Annotated in this window: 17 protein-coding genes and 3 pseudogenes; 13 read left to right on the top strand and 7 right to left on the bottom strand. The window is 39.7% G+C overall.

Going from position 1 to position 24871, the window contains the following annotated elements:
• Positions 1-158 precede the first annotated feature (158 nt).
• From E2I05_RS13910 to tnpA, 4 genes and pseudogenes are all read left to right on the top strand, one after another.
• The gene (locus E2I05_RS13910) at positions 159-2105 is read left to right on the top strand and encodes a polysaccharide biosynthesis protein (protein ID WP_121855269.1); all 1947 of its coding nucleotides are present in this window, start codon (positions 159-161) and stop codon (positions 2103-2105) included.
• A gap of 427 nt (positions 2106-2532) precedes the next feature.
• Positions 2533-3660 carry an IS4 family transposase gene (locus E2I05_RS13905; protein ID WP_133309613.1) on the top strand — a complete coding sequence of 376 codons (1128 nt, stop codon included), beginning with the start codon at positions 2533-2535 and terminating at the stop codon, positions 3658-3660.
• A gap of 55 nt (positions 3661-3715) precedes the next feature.
• A complete protein-coding gene (locus E2I05_RS13900) occupies positions 3716-3901 on the top strand; it encodes a hypothetical protein (RefSeq protein WP_133309406.1) in 186 nt (61 codons plus the stop codon).
• Between the two features lie 685 nt (positions 3902-4586).
• Positions 4587-5030 (top strand): annotated as a pseudogene (gene tnpA, locus E2I05_RS22605) (IS200/IS605 family transposase).
• A gap of 148 nt (positions 5031-5178) precedes the next feature.
• On the opposite strand, the gene E2I05_RS13890 reads toward tnpA, so the two are convergent.
• Positions 5179-8505 carry a helix-turn-helix transcriptional regulator gene (locus E2I05_RS13890; protein WP_121854895.1) on the bottom strand — a complete coding sequence of 1109 codons (3327 nt, stop codon included), beginning with the start codon at positions 8503-8505 and terminating at the stop codon, positions 5179-5181.
• 455 nt (positions 8506-8960) lie between these two features.
• On the opposite strand from E2I05_RS13890, the gene E2I05_RS13885 reads away from it, so the two are divergent.
• On the top strand, positions 8961-10250 hold the full coding sequence (locus E2I05_RS13885; protein ID WP_121854896.1) for an ISKra4 family transposase: 1290 nt from the start codon (positions 8961-8963) through the stop codon (positions 10248-10250).
• Positions 10251-10289: 39 nt separating this feature from the next.
• Here E2I05_RS13885 and E2I05_RS13880 read toward each other — a convergent pair whose 3' ends face one another.
• The gene (locus E2I05_RS13880; protein ID WP_121854897.1) at positions 10290-11312 is read right to left on the bottom strand and encodes a hypothetical protein; all 1023 of its coding nucleotides are present in this window, start codon (positions 11310-11312) and stop codon (positions 10290-10292) included.
• A gap of 441 nt (positions 11313-11753) precedes the next feature.
• On the opposite strand from E2I05_RS13880, the gene E2I05_RS13875 reads away from it, so the two are divergent.
• The 4 genes and pseudogenes from E2I05_RS13875 to E2I05_RS13855 all read left to right on the top strand — a co-directional run bounded on the left by E2I05_RS13875 (position 11754) and on the right by E2I05_RS13855 (position 16578).
• Positions 11754-12647, top strand: coding sequence for a site-specific integrase (locus E2I05_RS13875; protein WP_121854898.1), 894 nt, complete (start codon positions 11754-11756; stop codon positions 12645-12647).
• Positions 12647-13552: pseudogene (locus tag E2I05_RS23065) on the top strand (IS91 family transposase); the annotation flags it as partial. The gene E2I05_RS13875 and the pseudogene E2I05_RS23065, both read left to right, overlap by 1 nt.
• A 403-nt stretch (positions 13553-13955) precedes the next feature.
• The gene (locus tag E2I05_RS13860; RefSeq protein ID WP_133309695.1) at positions 13956-15461 is read left to right on the top strand and encodes a transposase; all 1506 of its coding nucleotides are present in this window, start codon (positions 13956-13958) and stop codon (positions 15459-15461) included.
• A 247-nt stretch (positions 15462-15708) separates the two neighbouring features.
• Positions 15709-16578: a hypothetical protein gene (locus E2I05_RS13855; protein ID WP_121855274.1), complete on the top strand. Its 870-nt coding sequence runs from the start codon at positions 15709-15711 to the stop codon at positions 16576-16578.
• A gap of 78 nt (positions 16579-16656) precedes the next feature.
• Here the strand turns inward: E2I05_RS13855 and E2I05_RS13850 are convergent, their stop codons facing one another.
• Together E2I05_RS13850 and E2I05_RS13845 are read right to left on the bottom strand one after the other, a co-directional pair.
• Positions 16657-17055 (bottom strand): hypothetical protein, encoded by a 399-nt coding sequence (locus E2I05_RS13850; protein WP_121855275.1) that lies wholly within the window; start codon positions 17053-17055, stop codon positions 16657-16659.
• Between the two features lie 106 nt (positions 17056-17161).
• Positions 17162-17458 carry a hypothetical protein gene (locus E2I05_RS13845; RefSeq protein ID WP_121855276.1) on the bottom strand — a complete coding sequence of 99 codons (297 nt, stop codon included), beginning with the start codon at positions 17456-17458 and terminating at the stop codon, positions 17162-17164.
• A gap of 232 nt (positions 17459-17690) precedes the next feature.
• Between E2I05_RS13845 and E2I05_RS13840 the strand changes: the two are divergent.
• The 4 genes and pseudogenes from E2I05_RS13840 to E2I05_RS13830 all read left to right on the top strand — a co-directional run bounded on the left by E2I05_RS13840 (position 17691) and on the right by E2I05_RS13830 (position 21438).
• Positions 17691-18579, top strand: a pseudogene (locus E2I05_RS13840) (site-specific integrase).
• Positions 18579-19646 carry an IS91 family transposase gene (locus E2I05_RS13835; protein ID WP_133309854.1) on the top strand — a complete coding sequence of 356 codons (1068 nt, stop codon included), beginning with the start codon at positions 18579-18581 and terminating at the stop codon, positions 19644-19646. The pseudogene E2I05_RS13840 and the gene E2I05_RS13835 overlap by 1 nt, the downstream one beginning before the upstream one ends.
• A 433-nt stretch (positions 19647-20079) precedes the next feature.
• Positions 20080-20256 carry a hypothetical protein gene (locus E2I05_RS22090; protein ID WP_170179637.1) on the top strand — a complete coding sequence of 59 codons (177 nt, stop codon included), beginning with the start codon at positions 20080-20082 and terminating at the stop codon, positions 20254-20256.
• Positions 20257-20487: 231 nt separating this feature from the next.
• Positions 20488-21438 carry an integron integrase gene (locus tag E2I05_RS13830; RefSeq protein ID WP_165905537.1) on the top strand — a complete coding sequence of 317 codons (951 nt, stop codon included), beginning with the start codon at positions 20488-20490 and terminating at the stop codon, positions 21436-21438.
• A 5-nt stretch (positions 21439-21443) separates the two neighbouring features.
• Here the strand turns inward: E2I05_RS13830 and E2I05_RS13825 are convergent, their stop codons facing one another.
• The 3 genes from E2I05_RS13825 to E2I05_RS13815 all read right to left on the bottom strand — a co-directional run bounded on the left by E2I05_RS13825 (position 21444) and on the right by E2I05_RS13815 (position 24866).
• The gene (locus tag E2I05_RS13825; protein ID WP_207805306.1) at positions 21444-22487 is read right to left on the bottom strand and encodes a M28 family metallopeptidase; all 1044 of its coding nucleotides are present in this window, start codon (positions 22485-22487) and stop codon (positions 21444-21446) included.
• A gap of 22 nt (positions 22488-22509) precedes the next feature.
• Positions 22510-23661: a membrane dipeptidase gene (locus E2I05_RS13820; RefSeq protein WP_376707904.1), complete on the bottom strand. Its 1152-nt coding sequence runs from the start codon at positions 23659-23661 to the stop codon at positions 22510-22512.
• Between the two features lie 548 nt (positions 23662-24209).
• The gene (locus E2I05_RS13815) at positions 24210-24866 is read right to left on the bottom strand and encodes a CoA transferase subunit B (protein ID WP_121854430.1); all 657 of its coding nucleotides are present in this window, start codon (positions 24864-24866) and stop codon (positions 24210-24212) included.
• Positions 24867-24871: the final 5 nt, after the last annotated feature.

Below are 24871 nucleotides of genomic sequence, written 5' to 3'. Positions count from 1 at the left end.
AGAAGAGCATCACAACGCGTACTTGAACTGTTGCTTTAATTGATATGAAGTGTGCTACAATCTGGCAATGTAGTATGTTTGAATGTGGCTATTCATTGTGAATCGCAACGCCGTTAAGATTTTTCGAACATGAATGTGTTAAATATAGAGTGAGTAAAATGGATTTTTTACAATTAATTTTTTCGTTAAAACGTAGTCAAAAACGTATTATTAGTATTATGCTAGATACCGTTTTTTTGGCCATTTCTTTTTGGGCAGCGTTGTTATTTCATTCATTTGATATGAGTGTATTGTCATTATCTCATCATTGGTCGGTATTTTTATTCACTCTTCCAATGAGCCTTTATTGTTTTGCCAAACTCGGCTTATATCGTGCGGTGCTGCGTTATATGGGAACACAAGCTATGTTCGCCATCGTTGGGGGCGTGGCTGTTTCTGCTTTTTTGATGACGTTCATTGGTATGGCGTTTGATGCCGAATTATCTCGCGTCGTCCCCATTATTTACGGCATGTTTGCGCTCTTTTTTATTGGAGGCAGCCGCAGTATAGTGCGTAGTTGGGTGGGCCGTGGTACTAAGCGTGTGGGCGAGCCCGTGATTATTTATGGGGCTGGTGTTGGTGGGCGACAATTAGTGACCTCGTTGACGCAAAGCTGTGAGTATTTTCCATTTGCCTTTGTGGATGATGATGTATCTTTGCATGGCAGTGTTGTCCAAGGTGTGCATGTACATTCACCTTCAATCATTCAAAAACTCATTGCCCAAAAGTCAGTCACTAAAATATTACTGGCGATGCCAAGCGCCAGTCGTGCGCGTCGACAAGAAATTTTACTCAAACTTGAACCATTAGCGGTACAAGTCTTAACCTTACCTGCAATGGCTGAATTAGTCAGTGGCGAAAAGCTTTACACCGACATCAAAGAAGTTGAGATTGATGATCTTCTAGGGCGTGATTCTGTTGCGCCAAGAAATGATTTAATGTCGTCCAACATTAAAAATAAAGTAGTGATGGTGACCGGTGCTGGTGGCTCAATTGGCTCAGAATTATGTCGACAAATATTGAGACAGTTGCCAACAAAGTTGGTGTTGTTCGAGCTATCTGAGTTTGGTTTATATTCAATTGAACGAGAGCTAAGCTGTACAGCAGCGGAAGAACTCGGCATTAACGTTGAAATCTTGCCAATAATGGGGTCGGTGCAACGTAAAAACCGCGTATTGGCTGTGATGAAAGCGTTCAATGTACAGACCGTTTATCACGCTGCGGCTTATAAGCATGTGCCACTGGTTGAACATAATGTGGTTGAAGGTGTGAGAAATAATGTTTTTGGTACCCTTTACACGGCACAAGCGGCGGTTGAGAGCAATGTCGAAACCTTTGTTTTGATCTCGACAGATAAAGCGGTACGTCCGACCAATGTGATGGGTACGACCAAGCGCATGGCTGAGCTGTCCCTTCAAGCATTGGCCAACGAAAACCATAACACTCGCTTTTGTATGGTTCGGTTCGGTAATGTACTGGGCTCGTCAGGATCTGTGGTTCCTTTATTCAGAAACCAAATTGCCAGTGGTGGTCCAGTGACTGTGACACACCCTGAAATCACCCGATATTTCATGACGATCCCTGAAGCCTCTCAGTTAGTGATCCAAGCGGGTGCAATGGGCAAAGGTGGTGACGTCTTCGTCCTCGATATGGGACAGTCAGTAAAAATCGTTGATTTGGCTGCGAAAATGATTCGATTGAGTGGTTTTACGGTTAAAGACGAAATCAATATAGATGGCGATATTGCGATTGAATTCAGCGGGCTCAGACCCGGTGAAAAGCTTTATGAAGAACTGCTGATTGGTGATAATGTAACTGGAACCGATCATGAACGTATCATGACCGCTAATGAGGCGTGTTTATCTTGGAAGGCGCTTGAGCAAATTTTAGAACGGTTAGACACAGCTTGCCATTACTTTAACCATGAAGAAATTCGTTCTATCTTATTGGATGCACCGACTGGTTTTGCACCCACTGATGGCATTTGTGATCTAGTGTGGCAACAAAAATCTGAAATCCGTTTACCGAGTAAGAGCGAGACAAAAATCGTTCATATTAATCAATAGCACCTTGGGTGAACCATGAAACAGAGATTAGCGATTTACGGTTGTTGATCTTTGTTTTCATTTTGAACCTTGATGTCAATCTCGTAAAATGTACTTTGCAAAATGACATGTCCAAACAATTAGGTTTTTAATCACTCTGGGTTTAATTCTTCGCCCCTTGGGGCGAACTAACACAAAAGGTTTGTGTTTTATCATACAAGCGTAGGCTGGTATCCAGTGACTTTCACTAAACAAGAAAATGACGCTAGACTGCCGACATACAAAACTATCGTTACTTCGTTTCTAGCCTTAGCTAGAGTGACTATAATGTTAAACGATACTTCCCCCCCTCTGGGGCAATGGCACTAACTTAAGATTTAGCTGAAGGTTTACTAATTGAACAATAGAGAGTAAATCATACAGATTAAGGTTTTTCTAGTGTCACGCCATGAATACTACAACTCGCCAATTCTTCAATGATGCCCCAGAATTGTTACGTCGCTTTGCTCAAACGGAAGAAGATGAACTTTCTTCAATTCTCACTCTGCAAGATTTAGAAGATTTTCAAAAAGATAATACTCAAAGAGTACGCAAATATCCCGCTTGCCACACTCTTTCGCTTTTCATGAAGCAAGTTGCCAGTGAAAACAAATCTTGTCGTTGCACACTAATCAGTGACGCTAGAGATCAAATTGCTATAGGTCGAGAGAAAAACAGCACAATTACAGGTCCCTACTGCAAAGCAAGAAAACGGTTATCTCCAGAATCAATTAAATCGCTATTGAAGAAATCAGGAAAAAACTTAGATGAAGCGATTCAAGGGAAATACTTATGGCATGGCCGTAGAGTGCTATTAACTGACGGCTCAACACTATCTATGCCTGATACGCACGAGAACCAAGCCCAATTCCCTCAACCTAAATCACAAAAAGAAGGGCTGGGCTTTCCTCAGCTGCGGATTTTAGTGTTAATTTCTTTGGGAAGCGGTGCAGTCATTGACTCGGCTGTTTCACCTTGTAAAGGGAAAGGTACTGGCGAGCAGGCACTATTAAGAAGTATGCAGTCAGACTTGAAACAAGGTGACATTGTGCTGGGAGATGCTAATTTCGAAAACTACTTTGTTCTTGCAGGACTAATGGGGTTAGGCGTTGATGCTGTTTTCGAAAAAAACGGAGCCAGAAATGTCGATTTCAGAACCTGTGAAGAAAAGCTGGGTAAGCGAGATGGTTTATTTAAGCTAATTCGTCCATCCTGTCCAGAATGGATGACCCCAGAGGATTACGCTCAAGTGCCAGAAGAGCTTATCGTCAGAATGGTAGGAACAAAGAAACGTATCATTGTTACCACGCTCACGGATAAAGAAGTCTATCCGAAGCAAGATATTATTGATTTATACGTTTCACGATGGCATATCGAGTTGGATTTTAGGTCAATCAAGACCATGATGAAAATGGATATTTTAAGGTGTGGTAGTCCAGATATGGTGCGTAAGGAAATTGATGTTCATTTGTTAGTTTACAACATGATAAGGGCACTTATGTGCCGAGCGGCAGAAAAAAAAAGGAATATCGCCTAGAGAGGCAAGTTTTAAAGCCGCACATGACGCATTACAAGATTTTCAGATATTACTTTTGCAAGCCACCGAAGGGATCATTGACACTTTATTGGATGTGATAGCAGATATTATCGGCGAGCATATCGTTGGCAATCGCCCAGGGAGAAAAGAACCGAGAGCAAAGAAAAGGCGACCGAAACCGACACCAAGGTTACAACATTCAAGAAAGCAAGCACGTAGGCTTAAGGTATATCAGAAGTAATTCTTAAGTTAGTGCCATTGCCCTCTGGGGGGCATTACTGTGCGTCCAATATAAATTGGGAACTAGTGGGAACCCAAAATTTTGAAAATAGATCCCAAGAAATTGACATGGATGATTGGCAAGACTTTTCCGCTGTGCTATGGGTAATTTTTTTGTTTCATGTAATTAATCGCAGCCGTATTAATGCGATACCCGAGTTGGTCTGCACACAGCAAGGACAAGAAATCTAGTGCCCAGTTTCAGCACTCTACGGTGTTGCAACTTCGGTTAGGGACGCTGCGGAAGAAAGTATACCGATGAATCCTCGTCACTCCAGCGCAGGCTGGAGTCTAGTGCCTTTAAGCTTTTCTATAAAAGTCACTGGATACCAGCCTTTGCAGGTATGACAAAAAAAATTTAAAATATTGATTGGTACTTTCTAAATCGCTAGTTCCCTTACATAGCTACGGCTGTGCGCCCTACATTGCGTCTTGTATAGCACTAAACCTGAACACAATAATTATCAAAGAACTTATCGACAGGTACTTATGTATCTCGTTCAAAATTGTCAGAGGTGTACAGCAAAAGTCACTCATCAGCGTGGAGCGATCTAAGTTTGTTTAACGCGCGTAGCGAAAATTTCGGGGGCTTACCCCCGTGCTGGATAGTGTAGACTGGGCGAAGCTCGGTCTATATTATCCTGTATATGGAACTTCTAAGAAATTCACATCACGTATACAGATTAATGTATCACTTTGTATGGATACCAAAATATCGGCGCAAAGTGTTTATAGAGCCTTATCGTGAAGGCTTAAAATCAATTAGTTATAAAATTGGTTACGACTATGACATTGATATAGTTGAATTAGAAATTCCAGTTGATCATATCCACATGGTCATTAGAGGTGAGCCGAAGATATCACCAAGCAATGTCATGCAAATAATCTAAAGTATTTCAGCGAGAGAATTCTTCAAGGGTTACCCAGATATAAAAAGGCGTTACTTTTGGGGAGGTAAGCTTTGGACACAAAGTTATTTTGTCGAAACTATAGGAAACGCTACTGAAGAGGTCATACGAAAGTATGTTCAGGATCAATTGTCGGAATTAGATAAAAAAGAGAAAAGTGCGGATCAACTTGGGCTTTTCTAAAACTCGGTTGCTTGCGGCCGAGTTTTTTAGAATGCAATTTTCTAGGTGCGGAATGTCGGTCCAAACGTCGTTCAGCGGACGTTAATTCAAAAGCGACTCGCTTTCGCTTGTGTTCGGGGGGGGGGATAAATGCAACGTGCCATACATGTCACTTGAGGACTGATGACTTGTTATTGATACTGAGGTAATGACGTTTCTGGGTATGAATTGCTACGTGTTTGTTAACTTTTTTAAGTTGTAACTTCATGAGCTTAAATTCACTTACATGTACTTTTTTTCTGGGTGGTAGAGATACATCTACTCGACTTTTTACTCGCGACCTTTTAGGCGCACGCGTTTCAGCATTGACAAATTTAGATTGAGCGTTTTTTGATCTCATCGCATTATTTCCAAGCTTTTTCAACTGTGGCGGCATATTCTTCTTAGCATTGCACTTCATGCAACCTAATGGGAGCTTAGATAAGACAGACTCTTCACGTATTCTCCCAACCCCTGTGATAAAATAAGCAGGAGCACACCCTAGTAGGTGTGAAATAAGCGCTAAATCGCCTCGTTTAAAATATGTACTTCCCTTCTTTTCTGCTGGATGATGTAAAACTGAGCTTAAGTACGCTGAACTTTTGTTTATTCTTCTTGATATATCGGTAAGTGTTACCCCACGACCTTCGGCGACTCTTTTTATTCTACTGAACATCTTCTCTTTGGTGAAATTGACATGGTCGTATAAAAGTTTATCTTCGCACTGATCTTTTATTACATTTGGGTTGGTGGCCTTACTCGCAATCAAAAATTCTCTAAGACTCTGATCCCCCGTAATTGGGTTAGTCAGAAAAAAAAGCATTACATCATCTTGAATACTTATGTTTTCACTTTCCACATAACGTGAAAAAAAAGCTAATGGTGTTTCTATTTCCGGATGGTCATGGTTACTATACTCAGCTAGCATCTTCAGTTCTTTTTCATCTCGCTTAACATGAGCACGGATTAATGAAGTGGTTCTATTTGATATATATTTGTTTCCAGTCCCTTTTATTAACCAATCTGGATGTAAATTGAGTGCCATCGCAAATCCTAATAATGCGTGATGCTTAATTCCACCTTGCCGCCGTATAGATTGAATGGTAGTGCTGATCCCTGTTACATATATGCTGACAAATGCTTCTTTACTACCTTGTATTCTAATTTCTTCTGATAATCTATCGTAGAAATGAGTAAACAAATGTGACTTGTTAAAAGTAACGTATGGCGTATCGACACAAGATGCTAGTCCCGATAATCTCGTAAAAATCACTTCAGGTATTTCAAGAGACTTATTTATTTTTAATGCTTGATCAAATAGGTTGAATATCACTCTATGTGCATTATGCGTGTGTTTTGGAAGTGTGAGGTAAGGTAATTGACCATCATCTATCATCGCCCCTAATCCTGACAAAAGCCATTGCGGCCTTACACCTAATACATACGCGGAAGCACAAAGTTCTTCGACCAATAAGCTCCTATTATATGTAGTTTTTACACCTATTCTTACTCCATCAGGATTACCAGTTACAATTCTGTGCAAGTCAGCCTTACTGATACCTAAAACTTCACATTGACACTCCAGTCTAATATGATATTCCGCTTCATTATAATATTCATAAGACTTTGTTGATTTAGATAACAGGGCTTTTTTTGATAAGTATTTTTGTCCGCATGTATGCGTATCGAGAAATTCAATAATACTCTTTGGCAACGGATTTTTCTTATGCAAACTATACTGCCGAATTATAAATAGAATGGATTTTTTATAATATATTTCACTTATGGGCGTTTCTTTTGATTTTTTATCCGCTTCAAGCCGCTTTGATGGGTATTCACCTTTGATTAATTCATAAGGTGTAACCCACATGATTTTTGCCACTCTACAGACTACGTGAGGCGTTAAGCGATAATCGCTATCCAATAAATTGATAAATTTCAGTAAAACATTTTGTATAACAGCTTTAGATTTATGTACGTTTGGCAATTTGTCATCAATAAATCGATTTATAAATTGTCTCAACTTACTGGTTTGAAATATTGTGTTATTTTCTATTAGCGTGTCACTTGAGAAATATTCGGTTTTCTTAAATTGTAATAAGAACCGTTGTTCTTCTTTTTCAAGCTTACGTTCAGGTATACTTTTTTCGATTGAATTCAGACCGCACAATATGAATCGTCTACGGTAGGTTAAACCACTTTCTAACATCATTGTTGCAGCATCAAAGGGGGCAAAAGGTGGCAAGTCCCTGTTTAAAGCCTGCCCTGTCAAAAGCCACTGTGGATTTTTCCCCAGTATCATTGCTAATGCACAAAAATTAAGTAGGTTTATTCTTTTTCCCCCCTTTTCCCCCTTTTTAAACATTAAGTTAATTGCACCATGGTCCTTTAAATTAACCATTAATGATAAATCGTAATTTGTTACATTGTTGTCCCGTAACCACGGAATAATCCTAGAGTAACAGGCTTTAGGGTTATCAATCTTTATTAATATTCCAAACTTGATATGGGTATTAAGGAATGTTTCAACTGAAGGAGGTAAAGACGACGCATTTTTTGATCTTAGGTATGTTTTTATCCGGACAATTGGAACATCCTTCAAAGCAATTTGGTTACTCAGTACCTTATGTACTGTAGGTTTTATGGCATTCGTTTGGGCGTCATTAGTGGTTGGGACTTCTGTATGAGCTTCAAAACCTTCACTTTCATGCGAAAGCTCTATTTCCTCTGCTATTTTCAACGATAAGCATGGATGTAAACTGGGGTTAATTTCTTCTAAAGTTTTAGTAACAGGTTGACTATCCCTTAAAATTTGAGAGTGTTCATTAATGACTCCCATCTGATAATTCTGACATGCCGCGATACACTCATTAAACGATAAGCTGTTAAATGGAGGATAGAATAAAAAAAGAAACCCATCTTCAAGAATTTCACTATCTTTTTTACATTGTTGTAATAGGGGTAAAACACTCTCGTTGAATACTTTAACGCTTACATATTTAATTATTGAAATTAATGCCTTGTGCATAAGATGACAAGTGTCGTTTATGCATAATCCTTCATTTATTTCTTTACCAGCATTAAGGTTACTGGCCTGTAACATCCTACTGTGAATAAAACTATTATCTTCTTGAGCTTCGAATTGGTAAAAATCCGAAGAATGTGCTTCGTCAATTAAACATCTTTGAAACTCATCAGTGTCATCCATAGATGATTCAAGTAAAGGAGGTGAACTTTCGACTATTTCAACTTCGGCACCAAGATTTTCTTCCATCCCCTCGTATTCTCTTCTAGCATCCTGAGTGTGCCAATGTTCAAAATTAGTGATTGAAGAAGTACCTTTTGAGCAAACCGAATATTTTTTTTGATCTGGATTATTCTGATAAGTACCAAAAAAGCTAAGTTCAAGAGAGGACGTTAAACTTCCATTACAAGGTAAGTCAGGAGTATTGCTCATTTCTGTGCAAGAAACGCTTGTATTTTTGCCTGATAGGGGAACACTGATTGCCAAAATATTTTTTATATTTTTATATGAATATTAAGGATATTACTCATTAATCAAAAATGTTCCCGTTAATTATTATTCATTTGTAAAAAATAAACTAGGTATTTTAATCGTTGCGGGTTTAATTCCCCGCCTCTCGGGACTGACGTGGTTTAATGGATATGACCACCCCAGTTAAGAGATAATAACTTAACTGGAGAATGAAAATGACTAGGGTCTGTTGAGCTTTCAGGATTAAATTTTGTGCTATATTGAGCACTTATCTGTTTAAGGAGTGAGCAGTGATGCTTAGCCATCTAAGTGAGCTGGTCACAACACAGAAGGGTGTTCAGCCCAACTAATGTGAGACTCTGAATTAAAATATGGAGTATTATGGAGTTTAAATTTATACCACTTTGCATAACGCTATGTCTTCAGTCATCATATCTTCGAATTCCTCAGGAACTCAAATCCTGCTCACCATTAAACATAATGACTCTATGCTTTCCTTCGAAGATCAGCTTCAATCAGAGTTAAATGCTGCAGGAAGGTTGGCAGAATGTAAGCAATTGGAAAACCTCGATACCGACGGCTCTCCCTTTTTTCTAGGCAACGTGAAAATGACCAGTAAGAAGAGAAAACAGCTTAAAGTCTATGAAACTCCGTATGGCTCTGTTGAAGTTCCTCGTTATGTGTATCAAAACTCGAAGGGCGGCTCTACATACAGCCCTCTTGATCACAATGCTCGGATTGTTGTTAATTCAACCCCTAAATTTGCACAAATGGTGAGTTGGAAATATGCAGAAATGGCGTCGCCACAGGTACAAAAAGATTTTGAACAAAATCATAAACGTACAACGAGTCGAGCTACATTAAGAGATATCGCTGATGTAGTTGGTGCAATTGCTCAGTCTAAAGAAGATTCATGGACGTACGCCATTCCTGATTTGCCAGAGCCTGTTGCAACCGTGTCAATAGGGCTTGATGGTGCAATTATGCTTTATCATGAAGGGTATCGAGAAGCTATGTGCGGCTCAATCACCCTGTACGATGCTGCTGGAAATAGAATGTTCTCGTCTTACTGCGCCGAAGCACCAGAATACGGTAAGGTTTCGTTTATCGAACGATTTACACGTGAAATCGACAAATTCAAAAAACGATTTCCGGATGCGACTTATGTCGGAGTCGCAGATGGAGCTCCTGATAACTGGATATTTCTTAAGCCCTTTGTTGCTGAATGTATCTTAGACTTTTATCACGTTTCAGAGTATATCTCTGAGGCGGCAAATGCTCTTTATGCGGGAAAAACAAAAAAAGATAAGCGTAAAAAGTGGTATAGAGAAACGCTTCACAACCTTAAGCGTAATCAAGGCGAAGCAGAGTGTCTTAATCAGATATTGCAAAAGTCAGAGCCTTCAAACCATTATCCAACAACAATAGCCAAATTAGAAAAAGTGAAAACTTACTTTAAAAATCACTGGCATCAAATGGGTTATGCACAAGCGTTAGAAAATCGTTATCCGATAGGGTCAGGTGTCACTGAGGCAGCATGTAAGACTCTGATAAAAAGTAGAATGTGTCGTTCTGGAATGAGATGGAAGAAAGAAGGTGCATCAATGTTACTCACGCTTAGAGCGTTGGTATGCTCGACCGGAGTTTGGGATAAATTCTGGGCAAAAATAAGTAACTATGGATTTCCGTTAATGCACAACTATTAATTGCTTATGTAATCAAACTGTTTGAAATGAGTTACTACATTAATTAGGCTGAACACCCCGCTCTTTGAACTTTGAAAAAATATCACTCAAATGCATTTTCTTAATTTCTTTATCCCCAACATCGGTTCTTAACTCGTTAATCTCTAATAACGTTGGTTTATCCTTACCTGAAAAGTGACAGTAGGCTTTTAATGAGACATGCAAATCAGAAACAAGCTTTAATTCATCAGGTCTTAATTGCACTATCTTTCTACTTGAATGAGTATTAACTAATGATTCTTGCAACGGCAATATACTGATCGAATAACCTTCTCTGTCATGGCCTATCCAAGATTCTATTAACTCATCAAGTTTACTTTCATCAACTAAGTGAAATCCGAGGCTTGTGTTGTAAAAACCTATCTTTGAAATATCTCTAAAGGATTTACTGAAGAAAAGGACTCCATCACCTATATCTTCATTTTCTGAAAAATGAACACCAATGCAGCAACCTGTTTGTATTTTAACTTCAGATTTATCACATTCTACAATTGTATATATATTATGAGCCTGTTCATGAAATTGTTTCAAATAAGCTATTAATCCGTCAAGAGCTTTATTTCCCAATAACCCGTAAGGCTCAGCCCCTTGAAAAATCACACCTTGCCGTACAGCCGTAAGCAGTCTACGAAGATTTGATATTTCGTGTAAATTACTTTCAAATTTATTTTTAAATACTTCAGTATTAAATTCACATGACCTAGGTTTAGCGTGAAGATCACTAAGATCTAAATTACTTGGCGTTTTAATAATTAGATTCTTGTATAACCTATTAGATAGCAAAGCGATTTTATACAACGATGAGAACATTCTCCTATTTATTGGTATATGATTAAGCTCTGTTGATAATAATTTGTCAATCTCACTTTCAACTGATTGATCAAAATCTTCAGCTGAAAATATTTCATGTGTATTTTGAGATTTCAAAAAATGACTTAATTTCATGTTTGCATTAACAGTATCAGGTTCCGAATCACTGAGCTTGAAACTCTCATACATATGCAGAGGGGGTAATGAGTTCATATATTTCACCATATCCTATAACTATTTTAAGTTAAATACCTAGCACTAGGTAAGGGATGTCGCAGTTCAAATAATACCAATTTAAATTTCAACGCTTAATTTGTCATACCTGCGAACGCAGGTATCCAGAGACTTGTGCCCAAATTAACCAAAGACTCTGGACTCCTGCGTTCGCAGGAGTGACGATAAAATTGGTATACATTCTTCCGCCACGTCCCTAACTTCTCTTAGGTATTGCTCTCTATGTAATTAGATGATGATTTCTTTCAATATATCCCTATTACGCATAACAATTGAGTTAGGAAATCAGATTGAATGCCTTGTTGAACGAAGCCGCTGTGCGGCAATGTGAAACCTAAACGATCATTCATCACATGATTTTAAACCGTCCTGAATACTTCTATTCCAGCATATTCGCTGTGAATTTAGGAGCAGTTAATCATGTCACCTTCAGAGCAACAACGTTTTGACTTCATTTATAGACAACATCTTATCAATTTACACTTACAAGGCAAGCGACCATCAACCATTGATGGTTATAGTCGTGCCGTTCGGCGCATTGCTGACTATTTTAACCGCTGCCCAGATAACCTATGTCAACAGGAGATGAAACAATATTTCACAGCACTGATTGGCACTCATTCATGGAGTATCGTGAAGATAGACCGCAACGGCTTACAGTTCTTTTACCAACACACGCTCAACAAACAATGGCAGTGGCTCAATATTGTTAAACCACCTCAAGTTCGACGATTGCCTGATATCCTCAGTACGACAGAAGTGGCCTTAGTCATCAATCGTACAAAACAGTTGCGTTATCAGGTGTTTTTTGTGGTGTTGTACAGCATGGGATTACGACTCGGTGAAGCGATTAACCTAGAAATAGGTGATATAGACAAATCCTCAATGAAAGTGCATGTGCGTGATGGTAAATACGGCAAAGACCGCTTTGTTTCTTTGCCCCTGCGCACCTTAGTCGCACTTCGCACCTACTGGCAAACCCATCGACACCCTCAGTGGATCTTCCCAGGCAAAGACCATCAGCCTGGCAGCCAAATGGACAGAGGCGGTGTGCAAAAAGCCATGCGCAAGGTCATTAAAGAATGTGGCATCTATAAGAAAATCAGCCCTCACTCACTGAGGCACTGCTTCGCCACTCATTTATTAGAGCGTGGAGTTGATTTAGGTAGCAGTAGCTTGCAAACGTTGCTCGGCCATGCCAGTCTCAACACAACCTTAATGTATACCCAATTAACGGAGGTGGCGCAGCAAAGTTCACGCAACACCATGGAGCAAATGACGAATGAGTTACCGCTTGAGTGGAGGGCGAAATAATGCGCTTTGTTGATATTTTGTCCGACAATCATTCTGATTTTATCAAGCAGTATCAATCACGATTAACCTCATCCATGTACCAAGCGATGAATGCGATGCTCCGCTGTAAAACTCAAACCCAAGGCGTGAGTCAATGGGACTGCAACCAGTGGCAGCAACACATTGAGTGCCCGTTATCCTGCGGCCATCGCAGCTGTAATTTATGCCAACACAATACGACTCAAGATTGGCTTAACCGTCAGCAAATGAAATTGTTGCCTGTCGATTACTATATGGATACGTTCACTTTGCCATCACAGTTGCGAGCGTTGACATTTCAACATCAGTAAGCCGTGTTTGATGCCATGTTCGCAGTAGTAGCCAGTATTTTGAAAGACTTTGGCCGCAATAAAAAAAGCTGGCAGGCCGACATCGGTTTCACCTGCGTGTTGCACACCCATGGTCGCCAGCGTCAATTTCACCCACACATACACGTGATAATACCCGCTGGCGGCTACCATAAAGGCCGTAATGAATGGCGCAAAAATAAAGGAGATTATCTGTTTAATACGGATAGCCTTGCCAAGGTTTGGCGAGCAAGAATGCTCGAAGCCTTGAACCATCAACTCAAGCTTAAGCTGCCCAGTAAAATCCCTAAAAAATGGGTCGTGAATTGTCGCCATGTGGGTAAAGGTTTGCCTGCGCTTAAGTATCTGTCTCGATACCTTTACCGTGGTGTATTACCCGACAGAGATATCGTTAAGGTAGCCGATGACACCGTTAGCTTTCGCTACATCGACAGTGAAACCAAACAAACACAGATTAAGACATTGCCGACACTTAAGTTCTTGTGGCAAATACTGCAACACGTCATCCCTAAAGGATTTCGGCGAGTCAGAGATTATGGATTACTGCATGTGTCAGCTTATAATAAAGTTTGATATAAAACACGCGCTAAAAATGCACAAAATTGACAAGGACTCTTGTAGAGTTTGATATTTTTTCAGTAAAAGAGTCAGCTTACACAATAATATAGTTTGATAATTTCTAAACTTATTTCTGGACATAAATGCGTCAGGAATGTAAATTCACTCGAATAATTTTACATTATAAAATCTAATCCAGACTGTGCTGCTACTGCTAAATATGAATAATTAAATTCGTTTTCTCAAAGAAACATAGCGCCAAATTCATGGGCTGCGCCGCAGGCGCAGTCCCCTGGATTTTTTGGAACCCATAAGATACGGGTAACAAATAAATGAGAAAATCTGAGGAGAAAAACGTTATTTATTGAGATAATAAGCCGACTAAAACTATTCTCAAAATAAAATGCCGATACTCGACCGAACACCGCTTAACTCCTCAGACAAATTCGAACTTATCTTAAAAACTATCGCTTGCCAAGTGCATGGTGCAGTTTCTTCTCTTTCTGATGAATTTAATGTTTCTCGTAAAGCCGTTTACTCCGCTAAATATGCGGCTCAATCGGCACTAAAGTGCCTTGTTACTACCAACGACGAATCTGATGTCATTACATCTGTAAATGTTGACGTACCACATCTTCGCCGTTCTATTGTGGCTTTATCAATCACAGCACCTAACTCTATTCGAGCAATTGAAGAACAAATCCCACTCATTTATCCAGGCTGTAAAGTCAGTTACGGTTACATTCAAGGCGTTATCGTTGAAGCTCAAGAGCAGGCTAAGTTATTTAACGAAAAAGTGTCGCTATCAGCCATAAAGAGTGTGGCCATCGATGAGATGTTCAGCCAAGGTGACCCCGTACTTGCTGGGATAGATCTCGAAAGTGGTTATTTATTTTCACTCTCTCACGAACAAAAGCGTGACGGTGAAACTTGGGCACGAGTTTTAGGTGAAGCTAAATCACAAGGATTATCACCTCAGCACGTCGTTAAAGATGGAGCAAAAGGAATAGCGAAAGGCGTTAGCATGAGCTTTGAACATGCAGAGCAACGTGATGATGCTTTCCATGCGTTGTATATCGTAGGTAAGGCGCTGAGAAAGGTTGAACGTCGGGCGTACTACTACATTGATAAAGAGGCTAGTTTGGAAAAAAGATTGCATAAAGATGTATTCGATACAGAGAAAAAGCAGCAGGCAATGGTTGATTTCTTAGGCGTGCAAGCGAAATGTGAGCAAGCGATTGAGCAATATGAAAGTGGAACGAAAAGCAGAAATCATCTCCACCAAGCTTTGACCAGTATTTCCATGAAAACGGGTAGCCTCATGACGAAAAAACAGGCTGAAGCCTTGCTAACGAAGGCTGTTGATGGCTTAAAAAATACTGAGCATAAAGATGGCATCACCGCTGCTAGATACATAAAAAATCGTTTGAAAGGACTGACATTAGCAACTCAAGCACTTCACGAAAAGTTACTGAAACTTGGCGAACTTTATCCTCAAGAATGCGTTGAAGTGGCTTGTCGCTTCTCTGAACGAAAGCGCCAATTACGAAAAGCTAAACCTTGGAAAATAGCGCGGTATCAGAAAGAATTAGTTGGCAGTTATCAGTGGTTGCGACTCCGTTTAGGCAAGAGTGCCAGCGAACTTATGCTGCAAGTGGAAGCGTTGCATCAAACTCGCCACAGAGCATCAAGTGCCATTGAAGGATTTAATGCCACTCTACGGTCTTACCTTTATGTCCGTAAAGGAGTCAATCAAGGTTTCCTCGAGTTATTTAAAGCTTGGTACAACCTTCGCTCAAGACGCTGGGGGAAACATAAAGGAACTTCATCGTATCAGAATATCACAGGGAAAAAAGTTGATGACTGGCTAACAATGCTGAATTTTCAACCTTCGGATTTACACCACTAAGCACTCACAAACTTTGTGTGATTTACGGTAGCGGTTCAACTGAGGTTGAGCTGGCGATCTCTCTTTGATTTATTACCTTTAAGACCTATGTTTTGATCAGTCCTGATTTTTTTGTTACATTGCGGCTTGTAAAATCTCTGATTAACTAACAAGTAAGAATTACTAACAGGTAGATTGAACGATTAACTTAACCAATTGTAACCAATTGTCTATATTATGAAACGAAATTCTAAAAAGAGCACTTATAATGATTTCTGATTCTGCGAGGGCAACTGGATTTACTGGCCCAGGCATTCAAGACCTAAAAGAAAACCGTGATACTGTTATTAGTATAAGAGGTAAGGAGTGGACTGTTATTTCTTTGGGGGCAAATATTAGTGAGTGCTATGTATGTAAAGATAATTTAACTAGTGTTCCAGTATGCACTGATCTTTTCCATAGTATCTGTGATCTTTGTGAGCCAAAAATAGAATCATGCGGCTTCTGCAAAGCGGAAAAAATTGAATCACGTGAAGTTAAACAAGTTCTACAAGAAAATTTGAATCGCTCATTACACAATACAGAGCTCCGTTGCCGCGATAAACATTGTGAATGGACAGGCTCTTACCATGATTCATTTGTTCACATAGGCTTAAATAAGCCAGTGGAAACACGAAGTGAATGTCCAATTAATCTATACCCACAGCTTTTGGCTTCTAGAAGCATATTTCAATCAAAAAAAGATAGTGATGACGAAATATATATAATGATTCCTTTGAAAGAAGTCAAAAAATGTAAAAATTCCAGAACCTATCTAGATATAGCTGGTGTAGATGGAAGTTGGAATGGAGAAAACTATAAGTTTGAGCTCAAGTATTGCCCTTGTAATGAAGAACTTACCTTTAAAGCAAAACCTAAAGAAGAAAAAAGAACAATAGTAGAAGCTAATATAGATTTTATTACAGAAGATGGAGAGGTGCTGGGTTCTTTTTTACCAAGTTACTTTCATAACCATGTCAAACATATTCACATGAATAGCACTTCTGACGCACGAGTAGGAAGACTTGAAATCAGTGAACATATTATGACCTGTAAAAAGGAAAATATTTTATTACGCATTAAGAAAAAAGAAAATTAAGGTGCTGTTTTGCACAAATTTATTGAGCAATGTAACGCCCAATTCAGGTGCAGGCTTCGCTACGCCTATCCTTATTTGTTATATATTCAATATCTCAATCACTGGAGGGTTATCACTAACTACATTCATACAACCATTTGAAGTAGCTATGAAATATTCTTTATTTTTACAAGCGTCGGTAAAAACCATAACACCTTTATGTCGAGGCTCGCCATTCGACCAGCCACCATTTAATATTTGATAAATATGATAGCGTGAAGAAAATAATCCTGTATCCCAATAATATGAAAGATCTGCTTCATCAAGGTATCTATAAGCCATAGACAACTCAAAGCTCAGTTTAAGCCGCATATCTTTGCCTAATTCATTTTTTGATTCAATGATTATGAAAAGCCCATTAGCCGAATCATTTATTGACTCGATATCACTTTCAAATCTCTCATCAAAATATAGAGGACCTAACTCTTCGACTTCCACAAAACTTTCCTGAATATATAACGCCCAATTAAGGGGCTTTTTATAGTTTGCCAAAATGTGTAGCGAAGCGAAACCAAGCAAACTTTAAAAAGTCCCGCTTGAATTGTTAGGCTTTCTTTCTACTTGAGTTAAGTTTTATTGCTAACCAGCAAGAAATGAAGGTTAAAATTAAACCCAGTAATATTAACTGCCAGTTTATATGAGTTAAATCCAATTTGTAGCGGTAACTAGCCCAAGAACCATCACTAAAGTGAATTGGGGATAAGAGCCAACGCACAACTCTGTATATTTCTTTCCCTATACCTGACAATATAAAGACGCTTCCAAACATAAAGAAAAATCGGGATGCCCATACAACCAGTTGAAGAGAATCATGTTCTAATTTTGAAAATGGCAATTTCATATTCACTTATTCCCTGTGAAGCCTAACGCCCGCTTAACAGGCAAATGGTGGTTGGCTAAAATTTGGAGCGCAGCGACAAAAGCCAACCAGTATTTGTCCTTGTTGAAGCGCTTGTTGAACGAAGCCGCTGTGCGGCAGAAACAGCGGTTAAACAACAATTAATCATATCATTATAAGCTCTGAGTAATACTTCTCTTACCGCCATGTGGCTGGATAACTTAAGGAGTATTTTATGACACCCTACGAACAACAACGTTTTGATTTTCTATATAAACAACATATTACCAACTTACGACTGCAAGGCAAGCGCAAGGCAACGATTGACAGTTACAGTCGTGCCGTGAGGCGCATTGCCAACCATTTCGGTCGGTGTCCTGATAACCTTTGTACCCAAGAACTCAAAGATTATTTTAATGCATTAATACTTTCGCACTCATGGAGCACCGTCAAGGTTGACCGTAACGGCTTGCAATTCTTTTATGCGTTCACCCTCAATAAGAAGTGGCAATGGCTCGATATTGTTAAACCTCAGCAGGTAAAACGATTACCTGATACGTTATCCGTTGATGAAGTCGCTTTGATAATAAGTCGTACCGAGCAGCTGAGATATCAAGTGTTCTTGTTGACACTTTACAGCCTAGGACTTCGACTCAATGAAGGCATTCATTTACAAATCGGTGACATCGACAAGGCCAGTATGCAAGTCCATGTGCGTGACGGCAAAGGAGGTCAAGACCGATTGGTTCCACTTCCTCGAAGAACGCTTGCAACACTTCGAGCTTATTGGCAAACACATCGACATCGCAATTGGTTATTCCCCAGTAAACATAGCCACTCTAACCAACCAATGGATAAGGGCGGAGTACAAAAAGCCATGAGAAAAATTGTCACTGAATGTGGCATTTTTAAAAAAAATCAGTCCCCACACTTTACGTCATTGCTATGCAACCCATCTTCTTGAGCGAGGCGTTGACCTACGCAGCATTCAAGTGGCGCTCGGTCACAAAAGCCTCAACACCACACTCATTTATACCAAGCTGACCGAAGTTAAATCACAATCTACAAGAGACACCATTAATGACTTAACCGACTCACTTCCTCTCACTTGGAGGGATAAGTGATGCACTTCGTAGACATATTATCTGAGCACCTTGACGCCTTTAAACTTGAATATCAGCATAAGCTCACCAATGAACACCATCAGGCCATGAATGCCATGCTCAGTTGCAAGACCTTCAATAAAGGTTGCAGCCAATGGCAATGCGATGACTGTCATCGTTATCAAGACTTGCCACTGTCATGCGGTCATCGCAGCTGTAATTTATGCCAACACAATACGACTCAAGATTGGCTTAATCGTCAGCAAATGAAATTGTTGCCTGTCGATTACTATATGGATACGTTCACTTTGCCATCACAGTTGCGAGCGTTGACATTTCAACATCAGCAAGCCGTGTTTGATGCCATGTTCGCAGTAGTAGCCAGTATTTTGAAAGACTTTGGCCGCAATAAAAAAAGCTGGCAGGCCGATATCGGTTTCACCTGCGTGTTGCACACCCATGGTCGCCAGCGTCAATTTCATCCACACATACACGTGATAATACCCGCTGGCGGCTACCATAAAGGCCGTAATGAATGGCGCAAAAATAAAGGAGATTATCTGTTTAATACGGATAGCCTTGCCAAGGTTTGGCGAGCAAGAATGCTCGAAGCCTTGAACCATCAACTCAAGCTTAAGCTGCCCAGTAAAATCCCTAAAAAATGGGTCGTGAATTGTCGCCATGTGGGTAAAGGTTTGCCTGCGCTTAAGTATCTGTCTCGATACCTTTACCGTGGTGTATTACCCGACAGAGATATCGTTAAGGTAGCCGATGACACCGTTAGCTTTCGCTACATCGACAGTGAAACCAAACAAACACAGATTAAGACATTGCCGACACTTAAGTTCTTGTGGCAAATACTGCAACACGTCATCCCTAAAGGATTTCGGCGAGTCAGAGATTATGGATTACTGCATGGCGGAGCAAGCAAGACGCTCAAGAAAATTCAGCTGTGTTTAATAATGGCGCACAAGTTGGATTTAAGCATTATAAAGCCAGTCGCTCGGAAAAAAGCACAATGCCTGTGCCGTTGTTGTCAGCAGCCTATGATCTTTTTAGGCATTACTAGACCGTTCGGTTATGGCTGAAAATACGATTGAAACGAATAATAAGGATAATGTAATGGTTAATTTTAGAGGGCATAAATAAGCAAAAAACGACAATCAAACGAAACAAGGTATTGATGGTAACAAGAATCGCAAGATCGCCATCAAGGATGAGTCACACCTTTTAAAAAGTGAGTCGAGAAATGGCTCACTCCAATCTTAAAAACATATCAGAGATATTTGCATATATAAGTGGCGTCGGGCTTGTTCAACAACTGGATAAGGCGCAGGCTTCGCTACGCCTATCCTTATTTGTTAGCTTGCGAAACTGGTTTGAACTTTATTGCTGGCTACAAGCGTGCAGCAACGACATGTTGGGCTGGCACAAAACCAACCACTTTTACTTGCAGCCATGATGTAGCTGAAGATTAAACCAATAACTACCAACAAGTAGCGAAAATACTGAAAGTGGCATATGCAAATAGTGATTGACCCGGCAGGGCACAATGAGAGTAGTGATAGCCACTACGACGAACTGAAAAACTACTTCTTTTGTAACCAGCAAGATTTATACGGCTTACTCACTCAACAAATAAACGACTATAGAGCAAACATAAACTTTATCGAACTCAGCGAGCTAACAGCATATTAGACAGACAAATTCCATGTTTAAACACAGACTAAATCTGCCTTTTATTATTTGATTCATATAAAAGTACCTATCTTTTTTAATATAATCAATAAACAATAGTAAAATTTAGAAATTCGAACTAGATAAAAGGCAGATTTATTCAGCCTAAGTGGTGGAAATAAGGGTTTTTGGTGCTACTGTTTTTAACAACAGTATAAAAAAGGATTTTTTTACGTGTCGAACTCTCCGTTTTTGAATCATGTTGCTGAGTTTATGGTCACTCGTCACTATGCGAAAAGGACGATTGAGACCTACCAGCATTGGATAAAGTTTTATATCTTATTTTGTGAAAAGAAGCATCCATCAGAGTTAGGTAGTACAGAGGTTGAGCTTTTTTTAACTCATTTATCTAATGATAAAAATGTAGCTCCATCAACGCAAAAAATTGCATTAAATGCGTTATCGTTTTTATATAAAGATATTCTTAATCAGCCGTTGTCTTTAGACTTAAAATTTAATAAATCACGCAAAGAAACTAAACTGCCAGTAGTGCTTACCACCGAAGAAATAAAATCATTTCTTAAGCAAGTAGAAAGTAATAAAAAACTTATTGTTCAGCTAATGTATGGCAGTGGTTTGCGGCTAATGGAGGCGGTTAGGCTTCGAGTACAGGACATTGATTTTGATTTCGGTGCTGTTTTAATTTGGAACGGAAAGGGCGGGCGGCACAGGCGCGTTACCTTAGCCAAGGAACTATATAAACCGCTAAAACACCAAATAAACCTATGTCATAATTATTTTGAAAATGATATTGAAAGAGAAGAGTACAGTGGTGTTTGGTTGCCATTTGCCCTTGCAAAGAAAAACCTAGGTGCGGCTCAGTCGTTTCAATGGCACTATTTGTTTCCTTCGACGCGTTTAAGCTCTGATCCACAATCTGAGGGTAGTATCAGGCGGCATCATATTGATGAAACATCGGTTCAAAAAGCCGTGAAGTTGGCAGCAAAACAAGCGAAGATACAGAAGAATGTCACTTGCCATACATTGCGACATTCTTTTGCGACGCATTTATTACAACGTGGGGCAGATATCCGAACAGTTCAAGAACAACTTGGGCATTCTGATTTACGAACGACTCAAATTTATACTCATGTTATTCAAGCGGGCGCTAACGGGGTTAGAAGCCCTTTGAGTGATTTGTGATGGCACTATGTTTTGTTTGGCTGTGTTAAATATGTTTTGAGCAGTTTAAGGTTAATATTCATTTGTGACTGTAATCTAGCGTCAAATATAGGGCGTAATTTTTCCGCAGAATCAAATTTAGTGTGCCAAATTTGCCCCCATTGTTGCTCTTTTTTACGATTACACGCGGTTGCCTCTTTTTTATTAAAACAACTCCAAAAGTTGTTGTTGACTGTTTGTGAGTACCCATCGTGACCGTCTTTACCGTCAATAGAAAAGTTGGTGGCTTCAATGTAGGCAATTGGGATACCAGTACACGCAAACGGTGCATGATCTGACCAAGAAGCTGTTTCCCCTTGAGGTAAAGTTTGATTGGCAGGGTGAAGTTGATGGGCGCTTTCATCGAATATGTTTGTTGATGATGAAATGAGCGCGTCGCGTAAGGCTGTATCATTATTGTAGTTAGGCTCATTCAAATAATGACAACGGTAAGGCGTTGTACTTGCACTGTGTATATAGAGTTTGTCTCCGCCAATGATGGTGTCAAGATTTATCATTCCAATCACATTATTTAAGCGAGACTGGTTATCTTTTACATAAGCTTTTGAGCCGAGTAAGCCGACTTCTTCAGCGCCGAATGAAATAAGTCGCACAGTAAAGGGCAGCGTCTTTTCTTTTAATGCATTAGCTAAACCTAGCAGAGCGATAGCACCTGAAGCGTTATCCGTAAAACCTAAAGATCCGCTACCATCTTGTATCGAATCATAGTGAGCACCCACAATAATTGTTTTGTTTGAACGACCTTTTATTTCGATTTCAACATTAGCGGATTGAATTTTTTTATTTCTAAATTTATGCGTGAAAGGCTGAACTAAAGCTGTGAGACCCAGTTGTTTATACTGGTTTATGAGCCACTCTTTTGATTGCTTTTCTGCTTTCGAGCCCGCGGGACGTAACCCGTGGTTGTCTGTAAACTCAATAAGCTTGTTCCAAGTGAAATCATCAGCTCTTGTATAGAAAGAACTGATCAAAGTGGTAACGATAATAAGTATTTTAAAATAGCTATTCATTTGTGTTTAGATTTCCCAAGCGCTAAAGTATGTGGTGGATGACGCGTTTCCAGTTTTGGCCCATAATTTTGTCACGAGCGGCAGCTGAAAAGCCAGCTTTGCTCAATTCATGATCAATTCGGTTCATTCTATCGATATGGTTAAACATAGGGATCACAACATGTTTAGGTTCGTGTTGATAACCGAGAACATTCTTTTGGCGTAAGCTGTGCCACCATTCTAAATATTGTTTTACGCCTTCAAGATTATTATTGCTCAAAGTAAGCAAATTCTTTTGACCTTTAAGTGGATAATCATTGGCTACGCCTACGGCTTCGATGCCTCCTACCTTGATAACATGCTTTATATGGCGAATGTAATCAGAGACTTGAGGTTCGTTTGCCGTTGAAAGCCAAAAACTCATCATGAAAATGCCAAAAACGCCGCCTGTATCTGCGATGGCTTTTATGACTTCATCGGGTGAACACCTTGCGTGATTCACGATGGCTCGGCAGGCTCCATGTGTTTGCACTATGGGTGAATGAGACAATTTAGCTGTTTCTAAGGCGCTTTTGGGACTTGAATGACTGGCATCAATTATGATTTTTCTGTTATTAAGCTCAGTGATTAACTGTTTACCATTTGCTGTTAAGGGTAAATCTAATGAATGATTGCCGTTGTTATCAAGTGCTCCGCCCGCAAACTGATTGCCGTAATGGTGGGTTAATTGCAATACACGAAGCCCGTGGTTGTGCAGCGAATCTAACTGTTGCCAGCTTTGTTGTAAGTTGTCAGCTTCTACGCAGTCAGCACCTTGTATTTGAAAATAAACGGCAGTTTTGTCTGTTTGAAGTGCTCTGTCTATATCTTTGCTACTCAAACCTAAAATAAGTTGTTTTGGATTATCATCTACGCGCTTTTGGGCTGCTTTAATGCTACTTAAGCAGGCTTTATAAGTCCGTTTGTAATTAGTTGTGCCATCGGCTTGTTTAATGGCCTCAATGTCGGAAATATCACAAATATAGGCTGAGAGTTTGGACTTACTTAAATCAGCCAAATCTTCCGGCAAAAATGAAAGTCCATCAATATACATTCGTTTTTTTTGCGCCAAAACCGGAATGGATAACAGTGAACTACTTGCGGCGAGGGCAGATAACCCTTTTAGTAATGCCCGTCTTGTTTGATTGATATCGATTGTGCTCACGTATTTTCTCGGCTTTATTGATTATACCAATTACAGTAATTAATCTCTCATTCAGCAAGAGATAAAGGTTTTCAGTACAAGGCGCATGTTCGAAGCAATATATCCCCTAACGTCCGCCACACAAAGCTGGCGTTCAACGCACTTCGTGCTTTTGTCGGGATAATTCAAGAACGTGCAACGCAGTAATGGAAACCTTTAGCCTTGCCCTTCGGGAGCTTGTATGCACAAAAATTACTTCACAAAATTATCTCAACGTAGATAACTATGTTTTCACCAATTTCGTTTGTGCTTTGTGCGCATACATAGCTCTGAGTTGAGCATTTAATTACAGTAATTGGTATTATTCATGGATAAGGCTAACTATGTTTGAAGTTCAACCATAAACAAACTTTATTTTTTTAGCTATTAAAGATTTCGTGTAAACGAGAAAGGGAACTGTATAAAAAACCACTCAAACTTTCGAGAGAGTGGTTATATTCATAAACAATTATGATGCTTGAACTCAATGAAATTTTAAAGCTTAATAGTCAAACTTAGATTTAAAGAACCATCTCAGGTACATCACCATTAACGGTTAACTTACCTGCTGTTTTTGATTGGATTTCTTCAACTGAAACGCCAGGAGCTCTTTCAATTAAATGGAAAGCGCCATCTTTAATTTCTAGTAGCGCCAAGTCGGTGATGACTCGTTTTATGCAGCCATAACCCGTTAACGGCAGCTCACATAAAGGCAGTAGCTTTGAGTTACCTCGTTTATCAGCATGAGTCATCATCACGATAATGTTGTCTGCACCTGCGACTAAATCCATTGCGCCGCCCATGCCTTTAATGAGTTTGCCGGGGATCATCCATGATGCAATTGAGCCGTTCACGTCAATTTCAAATGCGCCAAGTACTGTTAAATCAACATGGCCGCCGCGGATCATGGCAAAGCTTTCAGCTGATGAGAAAAAAGAAGCGCCTTTTACTGCGGTTACCGTTTGCTTACCCGCGTTGATCAGATCAGGATCTATGGTATCTTCGGTTGGGAACTCGCCCATACCGAGCAAACCATTTTCTGATTGCAGCATTAACTCCATTCCTTCAGGAACATAATTTGCCACCAGAGTTGGGATGCCAATGCCTAAATTTACGTAAAAGCCATCTTGAAGTTCTTTGGCTACTCGTTGAGCCATTTGTTCTCTTGATAATGCCATTTTAG

The organism is Parashewanella spongiae, from assembly GCF_004358345.1.
In the GTDB taxonomy this organism is placed as follows: domain Bacteria; phylum Pseudomonadota; class Gammaproteobacteria; order Enterobacterales; family Shewanellaceae; genus Parashewanella; species Parashewanella spongiae.
Note: the sequence above shows the minus strand (reverse complement) of the source record. Positions and strands in the feature narration are given on the sequence as shown.

Excerpts from the sequence above, each read along its gene's own strand:
- E2I05_RS13880 (WP_121854897.1), bottom strand. The coding sequence starts at position 11,312 with ATGAACTCATTACCCCCTCTGCATATGTATGAGAGTTTCAAGCTCAGT.
- E2I05_RS13885 (WP_121854896.1), top strand. The coding sequence starts at position 8,961 with ATGTCTTCAGTCATCATATCTTCGAATTCCTCAGGAACTCAAATCCTG.
- E2I05_RS13905 (WP_133309613.1), top strand. The coding sequence starts at position 2,533 with ATGAATACTACAACTCGCCAATTCTTCAATGATGCCCCAGAATTGTTA.
- E2I05_RS13890 (WP_121854895.1), bottom strand. The coding sequence starts at position 8,505 with ATGAGCAATACTCCTGACTTACCTTGTAATGGAAGTTTAACGTCCTCT.
- E2I05_RS13860 (WP_133309695.1), top strand. The coding sequence starts at position 13,956 with ATGCCGATACTCGACCGAACACCGCTTAACTCCTCAGACAAATTCGAA.
- E2I05_RS13910 (WP_121855269.1), top strand. The coding sequence starts at position 159 with ATGGATTTTTTACAATTAATTTTTTCGTTAAAACGTAGTCAAAAACGT.
- E2I05_RS22090 (WP_170179637.1), top strand. The coding sequence starts at position 20,080 with ATGCAAATAGTGATTGACCCGGCAGGGCACAATGAGAGTAGTGATAGC.
- E2I05_RS13875 (WP_121854898.1), top strand. The coding sequence starts at position 11,754 with ATGTCACCTTCAGAGCAACAACGTTTTGACTTCATTTATAGACAACAT.
- E2I05_RS13855 (WP_121855274.1), top strand. The coding sequence starts at position 15,709 with ATGATTTCTGATTCTGCGAGGGCAACTGGATTTACTGGCCCAGGCATT.
- E2I05_RS13825 (WP_207805306.1), bottom strand. The coding sequence starts at position 22,487 with ATGAATAGCTATTTTAAAATACTTATTATCGTTACCACTTTGATCAGT.
- E2I05_RS13835 (WP_133309854.1), top strand. The coding sequence starts at position 18,579 with ATGCACTTCGTAGACATATTATCTGAGCACCTTGACGCCTTTAAACTT.
- E2I05_RS13815 (WP_121854430.1), bottom strand. The coding sequence starts at position 24,866 with ATGGCATTATCAAGAGAACAAATGGCTCAACGAGTAGCCAAAGAACTT.
- E2I05_RS13845 (WP_121855276.1), bottom strand. The coding sequence starts at position 17,458 with ATGAAATTGCCATTTTCAAAATTAGAACATGATTCTCTTCAACTGGTT.